Source organism: Mumia sp. zg.B21 (assembly GCF_019550855.1).
Classification (GTDB): domain Bacteria; phylum Actinomycetota; class Actinomycetes; order Propionibacteriales; family Nocardioidaceae; genus Mumia.
Map to the genome: position 1 here is coordinate 694,325 of NZ_JAHWCJ010000002.1, position 13,768 is coordinate 708,092.

Genomic DNA, 13,768 nt, shown 5'->3' on the forward strand with positions numbered 1-13,768 from the left:
CGTCTCACAGGAACCTCCCAGGCTGGTCGCAGCCGATCGTGAGGTCGCGGCGCGATCGTCGAAGACATGAACGAGACCTCTCCCGTGATCGACATCGTCGTCCCGGTGCTGAACGAGGCCCACGTCCTCGAGCGGAGCGTCCGCAGGCTGCGCAACTACCTCGACGCGGAGGTGCCGTACGCCAGCCGGGTCGTGATCGCCGACAACGGCAGCACCGACGGTACGGCGGAGGTTGCCGAGCGCCTCGCGGCGACGGTCCACGACGTCGAACTCGTCCGGATCCCCGAGCGGGGTCGTGGACGGGCACTGGCCACGGTCTGGTCGCAGAGCCGCGCGACGGTGGTCGCGTACATGGACGTGGACCTGTCCACCGATCTCGGTGCGCTCATGCCGCTGGTCGCGCCGCTGCTGTCCGGCCACTCCGACGTGGCCATCGGGACGAGGCTCAGGCGCGGCGCGAGGGTCGTCCGCGGAGTCAAGCGCGAGGTGCTCTCGCGCGGCTACAACGTGATCCTCCGGACGGTTCTCGGCGCCCGTTTCAGCGACGCGCAGTGCGGCTTCAAGGCCGTGCGCACCGACGTGGCGCAGGCGCTGCTCCCGTACGTCGAGGACACCGGCTGGTTCTTCGACACCGAGCTGCTGGTCCTCGCCGAGCGCGCCGGTCTCCGGATCGCCGAGGTGCCGGTCGACTGGGTCGACGACTCCGACAGCAGGGTCGCGATCGGTTCGACCGTCCGCGACGACCTCCTCGGCGTCGGACGCATGGTCCGCGGCCTGACGACCGGTGCGCTCGATCTCGAACCGGTCCGCCGCCGCTTCGCCCGTCCGCCTGTCGGCACGCCGGTCGGGATCCGCATGATCCGGTTCGGCATCGTGGGCGTGATCAGCACGATCGCCTACGCGGTCCTCTTCCTGCTGGCACGCGAGATCACCACCGCGCAGGTCGCGAACCTCGTCGCCCTCGTCACCACGGCGATCGGCAACACGGCGCTCAACCGTCGCTTCACGTACGAGGTGGTCGGCGCGGTGGGGCTCGCTCGCCACCACCTCCAAGGTCTGGTCGCCTTCGCGTGCGGATGGGCGCTCACGGCGTCGGCCCTCGCGCTGACCGCGGGGCTGGCACACACCCCGCTGATGGAGGTCTGCGTGCTCACGCTCGCGAACGTCTGCGCGACCGTGCTGCGCTTCGTCCTCCTGGACCGCTGGGTCTTCGGCACCGGTCGCCGGGCCGAGGCGACGCACCTGTCCGACCTTCACCCCGACCCGGCTCCCACCCCGGTGCGTCCGGGGAGCGCCGTCCTCACGAACGAGAGGAGCGTCGCATGAGCACGGTCGTCCGACCGGGCCGCTGGTGGACCCGCGACCGAGCGCTGCTGGTCCTGCTGCTCGTCGCGACCGCGGTGGCGTACTGCTGGAACCTCTCGGTCAACGGCTACGCCAACGAGTACTACTCGATGGCGGTGCAGGCGGCCTCCGAGAGCTGGAAGGCGTGGTTCTTCGGCGCGCTCGACGCCGCCGGTGGCATCACCGTCGACAAGACGCCGGCCTCGCTGTGGTTGATGGGGCTCTCGGTGCGCCTCCTCGGGTTCAGCTCGTTCAGCATGCTGCTCCCGCAGGCGCTGCTGGGCGTTGCGAGCGTCGCCGTCCTGTACGCGTCGGTGAAGCGCTGGTTCGGTGCCTCGGCGGCCCTGCTCGCCGGTGCCGTGCTGGCGACGACGCCGGTGGCGGCGCTGATGTTCCGGTTCAACAACCCCGACGCCCTGCTCGTCTTCCTGATGGTCGCCGCCGCCTGGGCGGTGACGCGGGCGATCGACGCCGACAAGGCGCTGCGCTGGCTGGTGCTCGCCGGTCTGCTGATCGGCTTCGCCTTCTTGACCAAGATGCTGCAGGCGTTCCTCGTCCTGCCGGGGCTCGCGCTCGCGTACGGCGTCGCGGGGTCGGCGCAGCTGCGCACCCGGCTGCTCCACCTCGTCGCCGCAGCAGGCTCGGTCGTCGTGGGTGCCGGGTGGTGGGTGCTCGCCGTCGAGCTCTGGCCCGCGGCCGCACGCCCGTACATCGGCGGGTCGACCACCAACAGCATCCTCGAGCTGACGCTGGGCTACAACGGCCTCGGCCGGCTCAGCGGTGACGAAGCCGGCTCGGTCGGCTCCATGTGGGGCACGCCTGGCCTCGGGCGGCTGTTCAGCCCCGAGATGCAGACCCAGGCGAGCTGGCTGCTTCCGGCTGCGCTCGTGGCGCTGGTCGTCCTGCTGGCGGTGTCGTGGCGGGCGGCCCGGACCGATCGGACCCGCGCCTTCGCCACCGTGTGGGGCGGCTGGCTCCTCGTCACGGGGCTGACGTTCAGCCTCATGCAGGGCATCATCCACAGCTACTACACCGTGGCGCTCGCGCCCGCCGTCGCCGCGCTGGTCGGTGCCGGGACCGTCCTGCTGTGGCGGCGCCGTACCGAGCTGCTGCCGCGCACGGTTCTCGCCGGGACTGTCCTCCTCACCGGTCTCTGGCAGTGGCGTCTGCTCGTCGACACCCCGACGTTCCTGCCGTGGCTGCGGTGGGTCGTCGTCGGAGCCGCGGTGCTCGGCGCGACGCTGCTCCTCGTCGGGTACGAGCTCACACTCACCCGTGACGCCACGCGGCGGCTCGCCCTCACCACGGCGGTCCTCGTCGCGGTGGCCTCTCTCGCGGCACCCGCCGCGTCGGCTGCCGCCACCATCGGCAGCGCGCACACCGGCTCGATCGTGGCAGCGGGGCCGTCGACTGGTGGAGGACCTGGTGGAGGACCTGGTGGTGCGCCGGGCGGTGCACCACCGGGCGGTGCACCACCGGGCGGTGCACCACCGGGCGGTGCACCACCGGGCGGTGCACCCGGTGGACCCGGCGGGGGCGGCGCGAGCTTCCTGGGTGGCGGGGGCACCTCCGGTGTCAGCGACGAGCTGGTCGAGCTCCTGCAGGACGGCGACTACCGGTGGGCCGCCGCGGCGCAGACCGCCAACGGCGCCGCGCCGCTCCAGCTCGCCTCCGGCGAACCGGTGCTCGCGATCGGCGGGTTCAACGGGACCGACAGCTTCCCGACGCTCGCCCAGTTCCAGGAGTGGGTCGCCGACGGACAGATCCACTACTACGTCGCAGGCACCGGCCACGGCGGTGGCGCGAACACGGAGATCAAGACGTGGGTGAGCGAGAACTTCGCCGCCCAGAGCGTGGACGGGACGACCGTCTACGACCTCACCACCGGCCAGGACTGAACGAGTCGGTCCAGGCCTCATAGAGAACGAAGGAGAGAAGAACGATGAACGACGACACGCGTCGACTCGGCCCCGAGGAGCCCCAGGAGGGATCCACGGCCGCCGCGACCCCGACCTCGAAGCCCGCCGGGTGGAAGAAGCTGGACAACCGCACGCGCATCGGTGCGGTGATCGCCGGGGTTGCGCTGTGCGGCTTCGGATTCCTCGGCGGGATGGCCATCGGGAGCGCGTCCGCCGACGACGGGGGCCAGGCCGACCCGGGCGTCGCCAACGGCTACGGGATGCACCAGGACCGTGGTGACTTCCGCGGTGACGGCGGCCCCCAGGGCCACGGTCAGGACGGCACCGCTCCTGACGGCACCGCTCCTGACGGCACCGCTCCTGACGGAGCCCGCCCTGACGGCACGGCTCCTGACGGAGCCCGTCCTGATGGAGAGGACGGCCCGGGGAAGGGAGGCTGCCTCGACGGGGACCGCGACGGCGGCGGCTCCCGTGGTGACCGGGGCGCGCCCCGCGGCACTGCTCCGGAGGGTGGCCCGACCGCTCCTGGTGGCGACGACGCCACTCCGGGGCCGGCCGACTCAGGCGCCTGACGGCTGGCGTTCAGCGGCGGCCCGCCCTGCGGCGGTGCCGCCGCTTCGCCGTGCGGACGGCCGCCCCGGTGTGGTGGCGGCCTCAGCCTGCCGACAGGCCGACCGCACGAACCGACCGACCTCGCGGGTGGCGTCGCGGGCCTCAGGCACCAGCCCCACGGCGACCTGGAAGACGTGGACCTGCTCCTCCCACAGCTGCAGCTCCACCTCCACGTCGGAGTCGGCGAGCCGGATCGCCATCAGCTGGGCGTCGGGGAGCACGAGCTCGTCCGACCCGACCTGGATGAGAGTGCGCGGGAGTCCACGCAGGTCGGCGTCGACCAAGGAGGATGCCGGCTTCAGCAGGTCCGACACCAGCGCGTTCTCGACCATGTCGACCAGCCGGAGGAACCCCCGCCACGTCGACTGCGAGAACAGCGCGCACGACGGGCGGCCGGGCTGGTCGAGCGTGCGTTCGGGATCGAGATCGGTCACGGGTGACATCGCGACCAGGCCGGCGGGGGACTCCAGGCCCGACTCGAGGATGGCCAGCGCCACGGCGAAGGCGAGGTATCCGCCGGCCGAGTCCCCGGCGATCACGATCCGCTCGGGCGCGTAGCCCTGGTCGAGCAGCCAGGTGTAGCCGGCGAGCCCGTCCTCCACGGCGTGGCTGACTGGGTGCTTCGGCATCATCCGGTAGCCCACGTTGAGCACGGCGCCGCCGCTCGTGGCGGCGAGGCGGGCCGCCAGTCCGCGGTGGGTGTTGAGTCCGCCCACCAGGAAGGCGCCGCCGTGGAGGTAGAGGATCGCGTGCTCGTCGTCCTCGGCGCCGTCCGCCCGGATCAGCTCCGCGTCGCACCGCGTCAGCCGTACGTCCTCCACCGTCGTGTGCCGCGGGCTCGGCAGGAACGCTGCGGCTCTCTCGAGAAGGCCCGTCGGCCACGGCGCACCCGGCGCGTGGGCCCACACCGAGAGCGCCGGCTTGACGGTGACCCGCAGGGCACTCGAGAGCAAGAGTGCGCGCTTGCTGCGGCGCGGCTTCTCGACCACCGTGAGGCCGTCCCGTCCCAGCGGGACCACCTGAGCGGCCGGGACGGTGTCGTGCGCGCTCATCGTGTCCTTCCCGGTGACGCACCTCGGCCGAGGATGTGCCGTACGTCACACGTGTGACGTCATGTTACTCGCGGGTTGGTTCGAGCGTCCGGCCGACCGGGTCGATCGGTGCCATCCTGGAGACGTGGCGACCTCGCGAGACGGAGAGACCTCGGCGACTCAGGCATCGGCCGACCGCCGAGGCACGGGCGCCGACGGCTGGAAGTCGTACGGCCAGCAGACCCTGCGCAACGTCCTCCTGGTGCTCGCGGTCGCGGTGCTGGCGGTCGCGGTCGGCTACGGTCTCGCCGCCTTCGTGCCGCGGTGGTGGGCGCAGTGGATCGGACGGCGGGTCGACGGCAGCCTGACCGCCGGCACGGTCTGGGGCCTCTTCCTCGGGATCGTGTTCACGTTGGTGCCCCTGCTCGTCGCCTGGCAGGCGATCACGCGGAGGTGGATCAAGGGCTACTGGAAGGCCGTCGTGATCGCGGTCGCCCTCGTGCTCGCGCTTCCCAACCTCATGACGCTCTCGATCGTGCTGGGCACCAGCAGCGGTGCCCACGCCGGCGAACGCATCCTGGACGTGGACGGTCCCGGGTTCCGCGCGGCGTCGTTGTGGGGCGCCATCATCGCCGCACTCGTGTTCGTCGGCCTGGCCTGGTTGACGCGCGAGAACCGAACGCGTGGCCGGCGCGTCCGCGACCTCAAGTCCGAGATCGACCACCGTGACGCGGCCGAGCGTGCCCGCGACGAGCGGACCTGATCCGGAGCGTCAGGCCCGCACGCGCGCCACGATCTCGTCGGCGACCAGCTCGGGCTGCTCCTCGGGCAGCCAGTGCGAGGCGCCCGCGACCGGGACGAAGCGGTACTCCGCGTGGATGTGCTCCCCGCACCGCCGGGCCCCTGCCGCTCCGAGGGCCCAGTCGTCGTCGCCCCACACGTAGGTGGTGGGCACCGTGACCGGAGGCGTCGCGCCGAGATCGCGCCCCATCGCGCGGTACCACGAGAGCGCGGCCGTGAGGGCCGCCGGCTCGCTCAGCACGCCGACGTACGTCGCGATGTGCTCCTCCGGCATGGCGTCGCCGAACATCGCACGCAACCGTCGCCCGTCGTCTTCCAGCAGCAGGTCCTCGGCCTTGCCGGGCTGCCGGAAGAGCCCGATGTAGGACGCGCGCTCCCGCTGGTCGTCGTCGTTCACCAGCGCCCACCCGTAGGCGGCGAGGTGAGGGACCGACAGGGCGACGAGGCTCCGCACCCGCTCCGGATGGTGCGCGGTGAGCGACCACGCCACCGCTGCTCCCCAGTCGTGGCCGACCACGTGCGCGGAGTCGTACCCAAGCTCGCCCATCAGGCCGATGACGTCGTCGACGAGGTGAGGGACGGCGTACGCCGCGACCTCTGAGGGCCTCGCGCCAGGGGAGTATCCCCGCTGGTCGGGGGCGATCAGGCGCAGGCCGGCCCGGGCGAGCCGTGGAGCGACCGAGCGCCACGAGTCGGCCGTCTGCGGGAAGCCGTGGAGGAGCACCACCGGCACACCGTCTTCGGGGCCTGTCAACGCGACGTCGAAGGTCAGTCCGCCGACCTCGACCGGGCGCCGCTCTGCCCACAGGTCGCTCATGTCTCGCACACTACCGACGCGGCGCCGGTGGTGGAAGGTGACGGCTACGCCTCCGCGCCGCTGCTGGACGCCATGTCGATGCGCACGACTCCGGCCTGACCGACCCCTTCCGTCGCGTCGGTGGTCGGCGTACGGCCCGGCCTCTGGACGCGCCCGCGGATGTAGACTGAGGCAACTCCCAGGAGGTGGCCTGATGACCAACGGACCGCTCACGACGCTCGGCGCCGAAGAGACGCGGGAGCTGCTCGGGACGGCACGGGTTGGCCACATCGCGTACCACTCGCGTGGCAGCCTCGACATGACTCCCGTGAACTACCGGCTGCTCGGCGACACCATCTTCATCCGCACGGGCGAGGAGGGCACGCTGGCCGAGGGAGGGGTCGGGTCGCAGGGAGTCGCGTTCCTCGTGACGTACCTCGACCGCCTGTCGCAGACGGGCTGGAGCGTGAAGGTGCGGGGGCCGCTGTGGCGCGTCGACGAGGCCTCGATGCCGCCGGAGATGGAGCTGGACCCGTGGGTCGGCATCCACCAGTCGGTGCTGTTAGGGCTGGCGATCGAGGAGATGACGGGTCGTCGCGTGGGTTGAGCGTCGGGCGAGCCGCCTCGAACATGAGGTGCTCCTCAGGTTCCTGAGGCGGTGTGCGAATCTTGATCTGTGGCATCCACACCGAGCGTCTCCTACTCGATCACCGTCCGTCTCGAGGTCCCGGCCGGGGGATCCGCGGTCAGTGACCTCACCACCGTCGTCGAGAAGGCGGGCGGCGTCGTCACAGCACTGGACGTCACGGGCTCCCATACCGAGGTCCTCCGCATCGATCTCACGATCGCGACGTCGGACACCGACCATGCCGACCGGGTCGTCGCCGCCCTCGAGTCGATCGGTGACGCCGATGTCAAGAAGGTCTCCGACCGCACGTTCCTGATGCACCTCGGCGGAGTCATCGAGGTCGCCACGAAGCACCCGCTGCGGACCCGCGACGACCTCTCGATGATCTACACGCCCGGCGTCGCGCGGATCAGCGAGGCGATCGCCCGCGACAAGGAGGACGCACGGCGGCTCACGGTCAAGCGCAACGCGGTCGCGGTCGTGACCGACGGGTCCGCGGTGCTCGGCCTCGGCGACATCGGCCCGTACGCCGCGCTGCCGGTGATGGAGGGCAAGGCGGCGCTCTTCAAGACGTTCGCCGACATCGACGCCTGGCCGTTGTGCCTCGACACCCACGACGTGGACTCGATCGTCGAGACTGTCGCCGCGATCGCGCCCGGGTTTGCGGGAATCAATCTCGAGGACATCGCCGCGCCGAAGTGCTTCGAGATCGAGAACCGTCTGCGGGCGCGGCTCGACATCCCCGTCTTCCACGACGACCAGCACGGGACGGCGATCGTCGTGCTGGCGGCGCTGCGCAACGCGCTGCGCGTGGTCGACAAGGACCTCTCGCAGGTCCGCATCGTCATGTCGGGGGCGGGTGCCGCAGGGACGGCGATCCTCAAGCTCGTCCTGGAGGCCGGTGCCGAGGACGTGGTGGTGTGCGACATCGACGGCGTCGTGCACCGCGGGCGCCCCGGGCTCGCGGGACAGCTGGGCTGGATCAGCTCTCACACGAACCCTCGCGGGGTGACGGGCTCCCTCTGCGACGTCGTCGGTGGCGCCGACGTCTTCATCGGTGTCTCGGCGGCCGACGTCCTCTCCGTGCACGACGTCGAGTCGATGGCCGACGGCGCGATCGTGTTCGCGCTGGCCAACCCGAGGCCGGAGATCGACCCGGCCCTCGCGCGGGCGCACGCGACGGTCGTCGCCACCGGTCGGTCCGACTACCCCAACCAGATCAACAACGTGCTGGCGTTCCCCGGGGTGTTCCGCGGGCTCCTCGACGCGCAGAGCCATGGCATCGGCACCGACGTGCTGCTCGCGGCCTCGGAGGCGATCGCCGCGACCGTCTCCGACGACGAGCTCAACGCCAACTACATCATCCCGAGCGTGTTCCATCCCGAGGTCCACACCCGGGTCGCCGAGGCTGTGCGCGTGGCGGCTGTGCAGACCGCGGACTGAGCGGTTCCGCGCCGACCTCAGCGCAGACCGAGCCCCGGCTCGTGTGGGAGCGCCGGCCACGCCTTGCCGTCGGCGATCGCGGCGTCGATGCGCGCGGCCACGTCGGCGGGCCACGGCGCGGTACGGCGCTGCGCGAGGTCGACATGTCCCTCGACGAACTCGAAGGTGTTGGCCAGCGCGCCCGTGCCGGCGTTGAAGAGCGCCTGGACTCCATGCACGGTCTTGGCTGCGCGTGCGAGGAACAGGACGTACACCGCGACGTCCTGGCCCACGAGCACCTCGTCCAGGTAGCGGACGCGGTGGTCGATGCTGAACACGCTCATGCCGCGCGCGGCCCGATAGCCGTCGTCGACACCGAGCGCCGCGAACGTGCGATCGGCAGCCCGTACGTGCAGGTCGAAGTAGTGGCGGATGTTGACGTGCCCGTTCTCGTCCTCGAACTCCGGCGGGACGGTGAGGGCGAGGGCGGGCTCGATACCGGCCATGTCCTCGACGCGCACTGAGGGGCTCATGCGCGGCGGGGGAACTGGGTGAAGTCGGGCGTGCGCTTCTCCTTGTACGCCTCGCGGCCCTCCTTGGCCTCGTCGTTGCCGTAGAAGAGCAGGTTGGTGTCGTGGGCGAGCTGCTGGATGCCGGCGTAGCCGTCCTCGGCCGCGTGGAAGCTGGCCTTCATCAGCCGCAGCGCGTACGGCGAGAGTGCGAGCATCTCGCGGCACCAGCGGACGGTCTCGGCCTCGAGGTCGGCGAGCGGCACGACCGTGTTGATCATGCCCATCTCGAGGGCCTGCTGGGCGTCGTACTGGCGGCACAGGAACCAGATCTCCTTGGCCTTCTTCATGCCGACCAGCTGCGAGAGCGAGCTCGCGCCGAAGCCGCCGTCGAACGAGCCGACCTTCGGGCCGACCTGGCCGAAGCGGGCGTTGTCGGCGGCGATGGTGAGGTCGGCGACGACGTGGAGCACGTGTCCGCCACCGATGGCCCACCCGGCCACCATCGCGACGATCGGCTTGGGGCACCGGCGCATCTGCACGTGCAGGTCGGTGACGTGGAAGCGGCCGGTCGCGCCGGCGTCGGACTTGTAGCCGGAGTCGCCGCGGACGCGCTGGTCACCTCCGGAGCAGAACGCCTTGTCGCCCGCGCCGGTGAGGATGATGACGCCGACCGACTCGTCCTCGCGGGCCACCGTCAGGGCGTCCGAGATCTCGATGATCGTCTGCGGCCGGAAGGCGTTGTGGACCTCGGGCCGGTTGATCGTGATCTTGGCGATGCCGTCGTCGGTGGTCTCGTACCGGATGTCGGTGTAGTCGCCGGCTGCGTTCCAGACGGTGGGGGTCGAGTCAGTCATGGCTCCATTCTCACCGACGCCCGACCGGCCTGGTCTCCGCCCGCGACAACGAGCCGGGGACGCGATCCTTGACATTAGTTCACGACTCATATTAAACAGGGTGACGTGGCTCACAGCACCGTCGTCGGCGTCGACTCCTCGACCCAGTCCACCAAGGCCGTCCTCGTCGACGCCCACGACGGCGCGGTCCTCGCGGAACGTTCCGTGCCGCACCCGGCCGGGACCGCCGTCGACCCGCGCCGCTGGCTTGAGGCGTGCGACGACGCGGTCGGGGACTGGCTCGGAACGGCTGCCGCGGTGGCGGTCGCCGGCCAGCAGCACGGCATGGTCGCGCTCGACGCCGAGGGTGCACCCGTCCATGACGCCCTCCTGTGGAACGACACCCGGTCCGCCGACGCTGCGACGGAGCTCGTGGCGGAGATGGGCGGCGCGCAGGCGTGCGCGGACGCCGTCGGCAGCGTGCTCGTCGCGTCGTTCACCGCCACCAAGCTGCGCTGGCTCCGTGACGAGCGGCCGGACGACGCTGCGGGGGTCGAGTCGGTGCTGCTGCCGCACGACTACGTCTCCTGGCACCTCACCGGGCGGCGTACGGAACCTTTCACCGACCGCGGTGACGCCTCGGGCACGGGCTACTTCGACGCGCGGACGAGCAGGTGGCGTCATGACCTCGCGGCGGCGGCGCTCGGGCACGACGTGGCCCTGCCGACAGTCGTCCCCGACGGAACGGCGGCGTACGAGGACGGGACCGTGGTGGCCGGGGGGACGGGCGACAACATGGGTGCCGCGCTCGGTCTCGGTCTCCTGCCCGGAGACGTCGTCGTCTCGATCGGCACGTCCGGCGTGGCGTCGGCGGTCACCGAGACTCCGGTCGCTGACGGCACCGGTGCGGTGACCGGGTTCGCGGACGCGACGGGCCGCTACCTCCCGATGGCGACCACGATGAACGCGGCCGGGATCCTCGACCTTCAGACGCAGCTCCTTGCCGTCGACCACGCCGAGCTCGCCCGGCTCGCGCTCGCTGCGCCGTCCGGCGCGCACGGCGTCACGCTGTCGCCGTACTACGGCGGAGAACGCACGCCCGACCGCCCGCGCGCGACAGGGCTCTGGGCCGGGCTGCGCCCGGACACGACCCGCGAGGACCTGGCACGCGCGGCGGTCGAGGCGCTGCTGTGCTCGCTCGCCGACGCCGTCGACCTCCTCTGCGCCCGCGTGGGTGGCGGTGACGGTCGGCTCCTGCTCGTCGGAGGCGCGGCGCGCAACCCCGCGGTCCAGGCGCTCGCCCCCGCGATCCTCGGCAGGCCGGTGCACGTCCTCGCTCCCGCGGAGTACGTCGCCCTCGGAGCCGCACGACAGGCGGCCTGGGCCCTCAGCGGTGCCGCGCAGCCGCCGGACTGGAAGCCCGGGACGACCGCCGTGCTCGAAGCAGACCCGACCCCCCATGTCCGCGAGACGTATGCCCTCCTGCGCGACCGAACGGCCGCGTGGACCTGACCGATCCCGACCGACCCGAGAGGCCATCATGACGATCCCGACACCCACCCCAGCGGACAAGTTCTCCTTCGGCCTGTGGACCGTCGCCTATCCGGGCCGCGACCCGTTCGGCGATCCCACCCGAGCCGAGATGGACCCGGTGCACGCCCTCGAGAAGCTGGCCGGACTCGGTGCGTACGGCGTGAACTTCCACGACGACGACCTGATCCCGTTCGGGTCCGACGACGACACCCGGTCACGCATCGTCGAGCGCTGGAAGAAGGGCCTGGCCGACACAGGGCTGGCCGTCACCACCGCCACCACCAACCTCTTCTCCCACCCGGTCTTCAAGGACGGCGCCTTCACTTCCAACGACCGCGACGTCCGTCGCTTCGCGATCCGCAAGGTGATGCGCAACATCGATCTCGCGGCCGAGCTCGGAGCCGAGGTCTACGTCTGCTGGGGCGGCCGCGAGGGTGCCGAGTCGGGCGCCTCCAAGGACGTCGCCGCAGCGCTCGATCGTTATCGCGAGGCGTTCAACCTGCTCGGCGAGTTCGTGCACGACCGCGGGTACGACCTGCGCTTCGCGATCGAGCCCAAGCCGAATGAGCCGCGCGGCGACATCCTCCTCCCGACCATCGGGCACGCGCTCGCGTTCATCGAGACGCTCGACCGGTCCGAGAACGTCGGTGTGAACCCGGAGGTGGGCCACGAGGAGATGGCGGGCATGAACGCCGCCCACGGCTACGCCCAGGCGATGTGGCACGGCAAGCTCTTTCACATCGACCTCAACGGTCAGCACGGGCCGCGCTACGACCAGGACCTGCGTTTCGGCGCGGGGAACGCCCGCGGGGCGTTCTGGGTCGTCGACGCGCTGGAGACCGGCGGGTACGACGGGCCGGTGCACTTCGACTTCAAGACGCCACGGACCGAGGACGAGGACGGAGTCTGGGTCGCCGCGGCCGCATGCATGACGAACTACCTCGTGCTGCGTGACAAGGTCCGCGCCTTCCGCGCCGACCCCGACGTACAGGAGGCCCTGGCGGCCGCGCGGCTGCCCGAGCTGGCGGTCCCGACCTTGGAGGAGGGCGAGGGCTGGCGCGAGCTCGAGCAGGCCGAGCTGGCCGACCCGGATGCGCTCGCCGTGCGTGGAGCAGCGTTCGAGCACCTCGACCAGCTCGCCCTCGAGCACCTCTACGGGATCCGCGGGTGACCCTCGTCGCGACCGAGGATCTGCGGAGGCAGAACACCGCGGCCGTGCTCCGCTCGCTGCGGCACGACGGTGCCGCGACGCGGACCGAGCTGGCGCGCAGGACCGGGCTGGCCAAGGCGACGGTCGGGGCGATCGTGGGCGGGCTCGTCGACGGCGGCTACGTCAGCGAGTCCGAGGCCGTCTCGGTCTCCCGAGGGAGACCCGGTCGACCGGTCGCGCTGACCGGTTCCACGATCGTCGGGCTCGGCCTCGAGGCGAACGTCGACTACGTGTCCGCCGTCGCCATCGACCTCGGCGGCGCCGTCCGTCTCGAGCGCACCGTCCCCGTCGGCACGAGCGACCCCTACGACGTCGTTGTCGCGCTCGCCCGCGAGGCAGCGTCGGAGCTCGGCGGCTCTGGGGCTCGGGTCGTCGGCGCGACGGTCGCCGTGCCCGGTCTGGTCGACCGGCGCGCCGGCGTCGTCGCGATGGCGCCCAACCTCGGGTGGCGCGGCCGCTCGGTCGCGGCCGACATGGCGGCGGTGACCGGGCTTCCCGTGGTGGTCGAGAACGACGCGAACTGTGCTGCCCTCGCCGAGGCGCGACGCGGGGCGACGGTCGGGCTGGGGCAGTCGGTGTACGTCACCGGCACCGTCGGCATCGGCGCGGGCGTGATCAGGGACGGCGCGATCGTACGGGGGACGTCGGGGTTCGCGGGCGAGGTCGGCCACATCCCGCTCGGCGACCCGGCGGCACGCTGTGGCTGTGGCCGTCGGGGGTGCTGGGAGGCCTCGGTCGGGCTGCGCGCCGTGCTGTCGGCCACCGGCCTCGCCTTCGAGGGGACACCGCTCCAGGTGGCGGAGCTGATCTCGCGGCGTGCCGAGTCGGACGTGGGGACGGCCGCGGCGCTCGAAGGCGTGGGTGCGGTCCTCGGCAGGGGCGTGGCCGCCGTGGCGAACATCCTCGACCCCGATGCTGTGGTGCTCGGTGGCTACTTCGTCCCGCTCGCGCCGTACCTGCTCCCTGCTGCGGTGCGCGAGGTCGAGGAGCGCGTGACGGCAGCGCCGCACGCGTCTCTCGACCTTCTGCTGAGCGCGTTGGGGCTGCGTGCCGCCGCGACCGGCGCCGCGGAGGATGCGCTCACCGGTGTCTTCAGCGGCGCGACCGCGCTCTGACCCCGGCACCCG

Annotated in this window: 13 protein-coding genes; 9 read left to right on the forward strand and 4 right to left on the reverse strand. The window is 71.8% G+C overall.

Annotated elements, in window-relative coordinates; translation table 11 throughout:
- Positions 1–66: 66 nt before the first annotated feature.
- Genes KV100_RS12115 through KV100_RS12125 form a run of 3 tightly spaced genes read left to right on the forward strand, consistent with a single transcriptional unit; the run spans position 67 to position 3,835 of the window.
- On the forward strand, positions 67–1,326 hold the full coding sequence (locus KV100_RS12115; protein WP_220343297.1) for a bifunctional glycosyltransferase family 2/GtrA family protein: 1,260 nt from the start codon (positions 67–69) through the stop codon (positions 1,324–1,326).
- Positions 1,323–3,242, forward strand: a complete 1,920-nt coding sequence (locus tag KV100_RS19925; protein ID WP_220343298.1) for a glycosyltransferase family 39 protein — start codon at positions 1,323–1,325, stop codon at positions 3,240–3,242. Before KV100_RS12115 ends, KV100_RS19925 begins: the two co-directional genes overlap by 4 nt.
- Before the next feature lie 44 nt (positions 3,243–3,286).
- Entirely contained in the window at positions 3,287–3,835 is a 549-nt protein-coding gene (locus KV100_RS12125) for a hypothetical protein (RefSeq protein WP_220343299.1), read from the forward strand.
- Here the strand turns inward: KV100_RS12125 and KV100_RS12130 are convergent.
- A complete protein-coding gene (locus KV100_RS12130) occupies positions 3,824–4,927 on the reverse strand; it encodes an alpha/beta hydrolase (protein WP_220343300.1) in 1,104 nt (367 codons plus the stop codon). The two genes, KV100_RS12125 and KV100_RS12130, sit on opposite strands and share 12 nt — an antisense overlap.
- Positions 4,928–5,051: 124 nt before the next feature.
- Here KV100_RS12130 and KV100_RS12135 point away from each other — a divergent pair, with 124 nt between their 5' ends.
- Complete coding sequence (locus KV100_RS12135; protein ID WP_220343301.1) at positions 5,052–5,669, forward strand: hypothetical protein; 618 nt, start codon at positions 5,052–5,054, stop codon at positions 5,667–5,669.
- Between the two features lie 9 nt (positions 5,670–5,678).
- Here KV100_RS12135 and KV100_RS12140 read toward each other — a convergent pair whose 3' ends face one another.
- Complete coding sequence (locus KV100_RS12140; protein ID WP_220343302.1) at positions 5,679–6,524, reverse strand: alpha/beta fold hydrolase; 846 nt, start codon at positions 6,522–6,524, stop codon at positions 5,679–5,681.
- A gap of 193 nt (positions 6,525–6,717) precedes the next feature.
- Between KV100_RS12140 and KV100_RS12145 the strand changes: the two genes are divergently transcribed.
- Positions 6,718–7,110: a pyridoxamine 5'-phosphate oxidase family protein gene (locus KV100_RS12145; RefSeq protein ID WP_220343303.1), complete on the forward strand. Its 393-nt coding sequence runs from the start codon at positions 6,718–6,720 to the stop codon at positions 7,108–7,110.
- Between the two features lie 69 nt (positions 7,111–7,179).
- Positions 7,180–8,574, forward strand: coding sequence for an NAD-dependent malic enzyme (locus tag KV100_RS12150; protein WP_220343304.1), 1,395 nt, complete (start codon positions 7,180–7,182; stop codon positions 8,572–8,574).
- A gap of 17 nt (positions 8,575–8,591) precedes the next feature.
- On the opposite strand, the gene KV100_RS12155 is transcribed toward KV100_RS12150, so the two are convergent.
- Positions 8,592–9,086 (reverse strand): thioesterase family protein, encoded by a 495-nt coding sequence (locus tag KV100_RS12155; protein WP_220343305.1) that lies wholly within the window; start codon positions 9,084–9,086, stop codon positions 8,592–8,594.
- Positions 9,083–9,919, reverse strand: a complete 837-nt coding sequence (gene menB / locus KV100_RS12160) for a 1,4-dihydroxy-2-naphthoyl-CoA synthase (protein WP_220343306.1) — start codon at positions 9,917–9,919, stop codon at positions 9,083–9,085. The genes KV100_RS12155 and menB overlap by 4 nt, the downstream gene beginning before the upstream one ends.
- Positions 9,920–10,024: 105 nt before the next feature.
- Between menB and xylB the strand changes: the two genes are divergently transcribed.
- Genes xylB through KV100_RS12175 form a run of 3 tightly spaced genes read left to right on the forward strand, consistent with a single transcriptional unit; the run spans position 10,025 to position 13,756 of the window.
- The gene (gene xylB, locus KV100_RS12165) at positions 10,025–11,410 is read left to right on the forward strand and encodes a xylulokinase (protein WP_220343307.1); all 1,386 of its coding nucleotides are present in this window, start codon (positions 10,025–10,027) and stop codon (positions 11,408–11,410) included.
- Between the two features lie 28 nt (positions 11,411–11,438).
- On the forward strand, positions 11,439–12,602 hold the full coding sequence (xylA, locus tag KV100_RS12170) for a xylose isomerase (RefSeq protein WP_220343308.1): 1,164 nt from the start codon (positions 11,439–11,441) through the stop codon (positions 12,600–12,602).
- On the forward strand, positions 12,599–13,756 hold the full coding sequence (locus KV100_RS12175; RefSeq protein ID WP_220343309.1) for an ROK family transcriptional regulator: 1,158 nt from the start codon (positions 12,599–12,601) through the stop codon (positions 13,754–13,756). The genes xylA and KV100_RS12175 overlap by 4 nt, the downstream gene beginning before the upstream one ends.
- Positions 13,757–13,768: the final 12 nt, after the last annotated feature.

Excerpts from the sequence above, each read along its gene's own strand:
- KV100_RS19925 (WP_220343298.1), top strand. The coding sequence starts at position 1,323 with ATGAGCACGGTCGTCCGACCGGGCCGCTGGTGGACCCGCGACCGAGCG.
- menB (WP_220343306.1), bottom strand. The coding sequence starts at position 9,919 with ATGACTGACTCGACCCCCACCGTCTGGAACGCAGCCGGCGACTACACC.
- KV100_RS12125 (WP_220343299.1), top strand. The coding sequence starts at position 3,287 with ATGAACGACGACACGCGTCGACTCGGCCCCGAGGAGCCCCAGGAGGGA.
- KV100_RS12155 (WP_220343305.1), bottom strand. The coding sequence starts at position 9,086 with ATGAGCCCCTCAGTGCGCGTCGAGGACATGGCCGGTATCGAGCCCGCC.
- KV100_RS12140 (WP_220343302.1), bottom strand. The coding sequence starts at position 6,524 with ATGAGCGACCTGTGGGCAGAGCGGCGCCCGGTCGAGGTCGGCGGACTG.
- KV100_RS12130 (WP_220343300.1), bottom strand. The coding sequence starts at position 4,927 with ATGAGCGCGCACGACACCGTCCCGGCCGCTCAGGTGGTCCCGCTGGGA.
- KV100_RS12145 (WP_220343303.1), top strand. The coding sequence starts at position 6,718 with ATGACCAACGGACCGCTCACGACGCTCGGCGCCGAAGAGACGCGGGAG.
- xylA (WP_220343308.1), top strand. The coding sequence starts at position 11,439 with ATGACGATCCCGACACCCACCCCAGCGGACAAGTTCTCCTTCGGCCTG.
- KV100_RS12115 (WP_220343297.1), top strand. The coding sequence starts at position 67 with ATGAACGAGACCTCTCCCGTGATCGACATCGTCGTCCCGGTGCTGAAC.